Source organism: Shinella sp. M27 (assembly GCF_049199905.1).
Classification (GTDB): domain Bacteria; phylum Pseudomonadota; class Alphaproteobacteria; order Rhizobiales; family Rhizobiaceae; genus Shinella.
The window spans coordinates 84,120-90,764 of the sequence record NZ_JBLZPK010000023.1; the positions used below are offsets into that span (position 1 = coordinate 84,120).

The following is a 6,645-nucleotide window of genomic DNA, read 5'->3' on the forward strand; positions in this document are numbered from 1 at the left end:
TCGCGCTGCAGGAAGCCGAGCATCATGCCGATGGCCTTTTCAGCAAGGGCCGGATCGATGCCGACGGCATCGGCGACGCGGGTGACGAGATCGTTCATGGAAAATCCTCCGAAGGAATTGACGTTAACGTCAAGGTAAATGAACTCTCCGGCAAATTCAAGCCGGCTTGGCACGTCCGGTGCAGGGGCACGAAGGCCTTGAAATCGTGTTGTTCCCGTGCCGGACTATCCTTATAACTTGCCTGAGACGATTCAATGAAAACCGTTGCGACGCGGCAGTCCGCTTCTGACGGGAAACCGGCAGTCAGGGAGTTTTCAGCGTGACGGATTCCATTCTTCAGGACGGCAAGCTTTATATCGGCACCAGCCGCAAGCCTGACGACACCAACAACAAGCCGGAATATCTCGACCTGAAATTCGGCAACCGCCATGGCCTCGTGACGGGCGCGACCGGCACCGGCAAGACGGTGACGCTGCAAATCCTCGCCGAGGGTTTTTCCAATGCCGGCGTGCCTGTCTTCTGCGCCGACGTGAAGGGCGACCTTTCGGGCATCGGCGCCATGGGCGAGCCGAAGGACTTTCTCCAGAAGCGCGCCGACCAGATCGGGCTCACCCCCTACGACTTCCAGGAATTCCCCGTCATCTTCTGGGATCTCTACGGCGAGAAGGGCCATCGCGTCCGCACCACTATGTCGGAGATGGGCCCGCTGCTGCTCTCGCGCCTGATGAACGCGACGGATGCGCAGGAAGGCGTCATCAACATCGCCTTCAAGATCGCCGATCAGGGCGGCCTGCCGCTGCTCGATCTCAAGGATTTCCAGGCGCTGCTCAACTATATGGGCGAGAACGCCACGGCGCTGTCCAACCAGTTCGGCTTCATCTCCAAGGCCTCCGTCGGCTCGATCCAGCGCGAACTGCTGATCCTCGAGCAGCAGGGCGCCGAGCAGTTCTTCGGCGAGCCGGCGCTGAAGATTTCCGACATCATGCGCACCACCAATGACGGCCGCGGCGCGATTTCGGTGCTGGCCGCCGACAAGCTGATGATGAACCCACGCCTCTACGGCACCTTCCTGCTCTGGATGCTCTCCGAGCTGTTCGAAGTGCTGCCGGAAGTCGGTGATCCGGAAAAGCCGAAGCTGGTCTTCTTCTTCGACGAGGCGCATCTGCTCTTCAACGACGCGCCGAAAGTGCTGCTCGAACGCATCGAACAGGTCGTGCGCCTCATCCGCTCCAAGGGCGTGGGCGTCTATTTCGTCACGCAGAACCCGCTCGACGTGCCGGAAACGGTGCTCGCCCAGCTCGGCAACCGCGTGCAGCATGCGCTGCGCGCCTATACGCCGCGCGAGCAGAAGGCGGTGAAGACGGCGGCCGACACGTTCCGTCCCAACCCGGAATTCGACTGCGCCACCGTCATCACCAATCTCGGCACCGGCGAGGCGCTGGTCTCGACGCTGGAAGGCAAGGGGGCGCCCTCCATGGTGGAGCGCACGCTGATCCGCCCGCCGGCCTCTCGGCTGGGGCCGATCACCGAGGCCGAGCGTAAAGAGATCATGGGCGTCAGCCCGGTCGCCGGCCTCTATGACGAGGATTTCGACCGCGAATCCGCCTACGAAATCCTCATGGCGCGCGCCAAGAAGGCGGCCGATTCCGCCGCCGCGCAGGAGCAGGCCGAACAGCCTGCCGAGCAACCCTCCGGCGGCAGCCGCTGGACCTTGCCCGGCTTCGGCGACGACGAGCCAGCGGCACCGTCTGCCCCCAAACAGGCCAAACCCCGCGCCGGCTATCAGCGCGAGACGGTGGCGGAAGCCGCGATGAAATCGGTCGCCCGAACCGTGGCGTCCTCGCTCGGCCGCGCGCTGGTGCGCGGCATCCTCGGCAGCCTGCGGCGCTAAGCGCCGCGGCTTCGCACGTTTTGAACCGAACAGTCGGGGCGGGGGTGTTATTCCCCGCCTTCGTGCTTCAGCTCTTCACCGCAATGATGAACAGCCGCGGGAAGCGCAACAGCCGCCGACCGTCCGCCATCGGCGCATAGGCCTTGGCGATCCGGCTCTGGTAGTCGGCGAGAAAACCGTCGCCCTGCTCGGCCGGAATCCGGTCGAGATAGGGCCTGAGCCCCGTGCCCTTCACCCATTCGACGATCGCGGCCGCATCCGTCATCGGATGATTGTAGGCGGTGTGCCAGACATCGACGCGGGCCGCCTTCGGCCCGAGCGCATCCATATAGGCGGCCGGTGCGGGCAGCGGCTTGCGGCGCGGCGTGCCCGTCTCGAAGGCGCTTTTCCAGGGGCCAGCCAGCGCGCTTTCCTCCATCAGGAGATGCGAGGGTTCGAAAAGGTTGTCCGGCATCTGCACGGCAAGCACGCCACCGGCGCGCAGGCCGTCCATCAGGCTGGCCAGCAGCGTGATGTGATCCGGCAGCCACTGGAAGACGGCATTGGCATAGAGCAGTGCGGCGGGCTCCGGCGGGCGCCATCGTGCCAGGTCGCATTCGACGAAATCGACACCCGGCAGGCGCGCGCGGGCGGCTTTCAGCATATCGCTGGCATTGTCGACACCCTTGACGCCACGGCCGGGAAACCGGTTCACCAGCAGTTCCGTCGAATTGCCCGGCCCGCAGCCGAGATCATAGACCGTGCCGGCAACGAGATCTGCCGGCACCTGGGCGAGCAGGTCACGGGCCGGTCGCGTGCGTTCGTCTTCGAATTTCAGATATTGGGCGGCGGACCAGGCCATGTCAGAGGCTTTCGAGCGAGGGCAGGATCAACGAGGGGCCGAGATCGAAATATTCGTCGGGCATGTTGGCGCGGTTGATCCAGACTGTGCGGAAGCCGAATTTCGTGGCGCCGGCGATATCCCAGCGGTTGGAGGACTGGAAGGAGACGACATTGGGATAAAGCCGGTAATGCGTCGTCACGAGATCATAGACGCTGGGTGCGGTCTTGTAGGTCTTCAGCGCATCGACGGAAAAGATGTCATCGATGACGGTGTCGAGCGCGGCATTCTTCACCGCCGAGGCGAGCATGGAGGGCGAGCCATTCGACAGAATGGCGATATGCGCCCCGCGGCTTCTCAGCGCCTTGAGCACGGCCGGCACCTCCGGATAGCAGTCGAGCTTCCAATAGGCATCGAGCAGCTTCTGCCGAAGCGCCGGATCGACCCCGCCGACGCGCTTGAACGTATAGTCGAGCGCCTGTTCGGTCAGCTGCCAGAAATCGGCGTAGGCCCCCATCAAGGCCCGCGTCCAGGAATATTCGAGCTGCTTGGCACGCCACATCTCTGAAAATGCCTGATAGTTCGGCCCCACATCCCCGGCATGCCGCCGCACCGCCGCATGCACATCAAACAGCGTGCCATAGGCATCGAACACATAGGCGGCATGAGACATAGAACGCGATTCCTCCAGCATTTATGGGGGATTGGGTGGTATCGGCGTGGGAATGTCAATTGTGGAGTTGGGGAATGCGGTTCTCGACAGCGTTGGCGGTATACATCAAAGACGAGCTCGATGGCGTATGCCTCGCGGCCTTTGGGCGCCGCATTTCTACGAGCGCTCGATAACTGGCAAGTGATGGCGGCGTTCGGCCCAAAGCGGCCCTCAATCTATGCGATGCCCCACGCGAAACCCTTTGGCTAACGCCCCCTAGTGCACGACCAAAAGCATGCCCACACAATTTCATTTTTGTGGGTTGATATTAAAAATGGCCATCGTCGCTCCGCCGGTGATCCAAGCCTGCTTCCCATCCGAGGAAAAGCCAAGCGTCAGACTGCCCCAGCCTGGCATCCGAAATCGTTGAAGAACCGAGCCATCAATCATCGACACAAGACCGATATCTTCATGCTCGCCGGGCATTGTTATCAAGGCATATTGATCATCGGGGCTGATCGCGGGGAGGTCGCTGTTCGAGAACTGGTTGGCAGTTCCCGTTATAGACCAAACCAGCCGACCCGAACTTACGTCTCTCAACTCCGCGATCATGCCTGACCGCGGCGTCGGCGAGGGGCAGGGATTATGAAATTCACATATCCATCCAGTTGCGCTCAGATTTCCCATGATCAGCACCTTGGTGCCGTCCATGGAAAGCGTGTAACTCGCCTTAGCTGTCTTGTTGTGGATAGGCAGAATGCGCGGGCTGTCACCTTGATCCCAGAGCATCCAAGTATCTGGTAGCCAGGCAGTCAAAACACGCGCCCGCCCGCTCTTGTCGACACGAGAAGATACCCCGGTTAAGTTTTTGTAGCTGGGTAGACCTGATATCGCTGCGGTTTCAACGTCTTCCAAAACCTGGCCCACGCTCGCGTCAACGAGAGATATCGTCGGGCGTGGGTCTTCATGTTCGGGCTTGTAGTATGCGCCCTTGGTCCCGAACGCTGCGAATGCCAGGCCGGCCCCGCCGATCCAAAAGATCTCGTCCAGCGGCCCGTTCGGATGCGAGAGAGCCGGTAAACGCGTTTGCCTGCCGTCATTCGTGAACAAATAGGGTTGCAGTGGCCCAAGCGCAAAACCCCCTCTATTGCTATTCTGCTTGACACCTATGACCTCGGACGAGTCAGCAAGCCATTCAAAGGGCATCGTCTTGTTCCTGAAGACGGATGAAAGTACCCGCCCTGGAAAAGTGTGGCTTGCATCGGTCTGCTTGAGGCCACCGATCCATAGTCCCTCAATACTGTGAAAGCTGAATATCTTGCTTCCGTCGGGCGAAAGTGAAACCGGGTAGCCGCTTTGGGGTAGGGGTAGGCAATGGATCGCCGACAGAGTTGCCGGTCCCTCAGGTCGTGGCTCGAGGGACTCAATGGTCTTGCCCCAATCGCCAGTACAGTTAATCGCCCGTGGAGCGCTCATCGCGACTGGAGCGAAAGCCAAGCTAAGCGCTGCCAACGCGGCCGATCTAAGCATATGCCACTCTCCATTTTGACGAACGCCGTATCGTGTTCGGAAACCTGAAAGCTCCTGAATCGCACTGGTTGCATTCCGCCCGATCAGAACCTTGTAATCACGCTGATCCCCAGATCCGTCGCCTTGTCCATCGCCATCAGCGCCGGCACGGCCTCTTCCAGGCTGATATGCCGCCCGATCAGCTTTTGCGGTGTGAGTTTCCCGCTTTCGATCATCGCCAGCATCGCGTCGTAGCGCCAGGCCTGCATGCCGTGGCTGCCGTAGATTTCCAGTTCGTGGCCGATGACCTGGGCCATCGGGATCGGCGGCGTCGCATGATCGGCGAGCATCAGGCCGACCTGCACGTGCCGGCCGCGGCGGCGCAGGTTCTTGATGGAGTTGAAGCAGGTGACCGGCGAACCGAGCGCATCGACGGAGGCGTGCGCGCCGCCGCCGGTGAGGTCCCGCACGGCCTCGGCGACATCGGCGACCTCGCGGGCATTGATGGTGGCGACCGCGCCCATCTTGCGGGCAAAATCCAGTTTTTCGGCGGAAATGTCGATGGCGATGGGATTGGCGCCGAGCGCCGCCGCGATCATGATCGCGGAGAGGCCCACACCGCCGCAGCCGTGCACCGCCACCCATTCGCCGCCCGTCACGCGGGCCTGATCGACGACCGCGCGGAAGGACGTGGCGAAGCGGCAGCCGAGGCTGGCGGCGGTGGCATAGTCCACGGCTTCGGGCAGGTGCACGAGATTGTGGTCGGCGTAATCGATCGCGACATATTCGGCAAACGAGCCCCAATGGGTGAAGCCCGGCTGGAATTGTTCCTCGCAGACCTGCTGGTTGCCCGAGCGGCACTCGCCGCAATGGCCGCAGCCGGACACGAAGGGCACCGTCACGCGCTGGCCCTCGCGGAAGCGGCGCACGCCTTTACCAACGGCCACCACCTTGCCGGCCAGTTCATGGCCCGGCACATGCGGCAGCTTGATATCGGCGTCGTGGCCCATCCAGCCGTGCCAGTCGCTGCGGCAAAGCCCCGTCGCCTCCACCTTGATCACCACGCCGTCTTCGGCCGGCGTCGGGTCGGGCAGGGTGCGGATTTCCGGGGTGGTCTCGAAGGCCTCATAATACATCGCGCGCATGGCTGGTCTCCCTTTTCATCCTGTATCGCACGCACCCCGAAGGGCCTCAATCGTGCCACCCATGATAAGACCTGATACACCCATTCAACATCTTGAATGGACAAGCGGCGTGCACTGTCGGAAGGCAATTGCAGCTTGACCGGCCCTGCCGGCCGGGCGTTTGATGGGCGAAAAGGAGGAAAACAATGCCAGTCGATACATCACCACGCTCGACGACCTGGACCTTCGTGGACGGCGAGTGGATTTCGGGCAACCCGCCGCTGATCGGCCCCACCTCGCATGCCATGTGGCTCGGCTCGACCGTGTTCGATGGCGGCCGCTGGTTCGATGGCATCGCGCCGGATCTCGACCTGCACTGCCAGCGCGTCAACCGCTCGGCGCAGGCGCTCGGCATGAAGGCGACCTTGGCTGCCGGGGAGATCGAGGCGCTCGCCTGGGAAGGCGTGAAGAAATTCGACGGCAGGACGGCGATCTATATCAAGCCGATGTACTGGGCCGAACACGGCTCGCCGATCAGCGTCGTGGCGCCCGATCCGGATTCGACCCGCTTTGCGCTCTGCCTCTTCGAGGCCTCGATGGGCGATCCGAAGGCCGCCTCGTCGCTCACCCTCTCGCCCTTCCGCCGCCC

General features: G+C 62.3%; 6 protein-coding genes. 2 read left to right on the plus strand and 4 right to left on the minus strand.

From position 1 onward, the window contains the following. The first annotated feature begins 331 nt into the window (after positions 1–331). On the plus strand, positions 332–1,891 hold the full coding sequence (locus tag ACOZK4_RS08910) for a helicase HerA-like C-terminal domain-containing protein (protein ID WP_421591584.1): 1,560 nt from the start codon (positions 332–334) through the stop codon (positions 1,889–1,891). Between the two features lie 67 nt (positions 1,892–1,958). Here ACOZK4_RS08910 and tam read toward each other — a convergent pair whose 3' ends face one another. The 4 genes from tam to ACOZK4_RS08930 form a co-directional block, all read right to left on the minus strand. Continuing rightward, on the minus strand, positions 1,959–2,732 hold the full coding sequence (gene tam / locus ACOZK4_RS08915; protein WP_421591577.1) for a trans-aconitate 2-methyltransferase: 774 nt from the start codon (positions 2,730–2,732) through the stop codon (positions 1,959–1,961). A gap of 1 nt (position 2,733) precedes the next feature. After that, positions 2,734–3,384 carry a haloacid dehalogenase type II gene (locus tag ACOZK4_RS08920; RefSeq protein WP_117369016.1) on the minus strand — a complete coding sequence of 217 codons (651 nt, stop codon included), beginning with the start codon at positions 3,382–3,384 and terminating at the stop codon, positions 2,734–2,736. Positions 3,385–3,672: 288 nt separating this feature from the next. Then, positions 3,673–4,569 carry a hypothetical protein gene (locus ACOZK4_RS08925; protein WP_421591578.1) on the minus strand — a complete coding sequence of 299 codons (897 nt, stop codon included), beginning with the start codon at positions 4,567–4,569 and terminating at the stop codon, positions 3,673–3,675. A gap of 407 nt (positions 4,570–4,976) precedes the next feature. Further along, positions 4,977–6,017, minus strand: a complete 1,041-nt coding sequence (locus tag ACOZK4_RS08930; RefSeq protein WP_421591579.1) for a zinc-dependent alcohol dehydrogenase family protein — start codon at positions 6,015–6,017, stop codon at positions 4,977–4,979. Positions 6,018–6,202: 185 nt separating this feature from the next. On the opposite strand from ACOZK4_RS08930, the gene ACOZK4_RS08935 reads away from it, so the two are divergent. Next, on the plus strand, positions 6,203–6,645 hold a 443-nt coding region (locus ACOZK4_RS08935), incomplete at its 3' end, for an aminotransferase class IV (RefSeq protein WP_421591580.1).

Coding starts and splice junctions, on each gene's coding strand:
- tam (WP_421591577.1), bottom strand. CDS start 2,732: ATGGCCTGGTCCGCCGCCCAATATCTGAAATTCGAAGACGAACGCACG.
- ACOZK4_RS08920 (WP_117369016.1), bottom strand. CDS start 3,384: ATGTCTCATGCCGCCTATGTGTTCGATGCCTATGGCACGCTGTTTGAT.
- ACOZK4_RS08925 (WP_421591578.1), bottom strand. CDS start 4,569: ATGCCCTTTGAATGGCTTGCTGACTCGTCCGAGGTCATAGGTGTCAAG.
- ACOZK4_RS08930 (WP_421591579.1), bottom strand. CDS start 6,017: ATGCGCGCGATGTATTATGAGGCCTTCGAGACCACCCCGGAAATCCGC.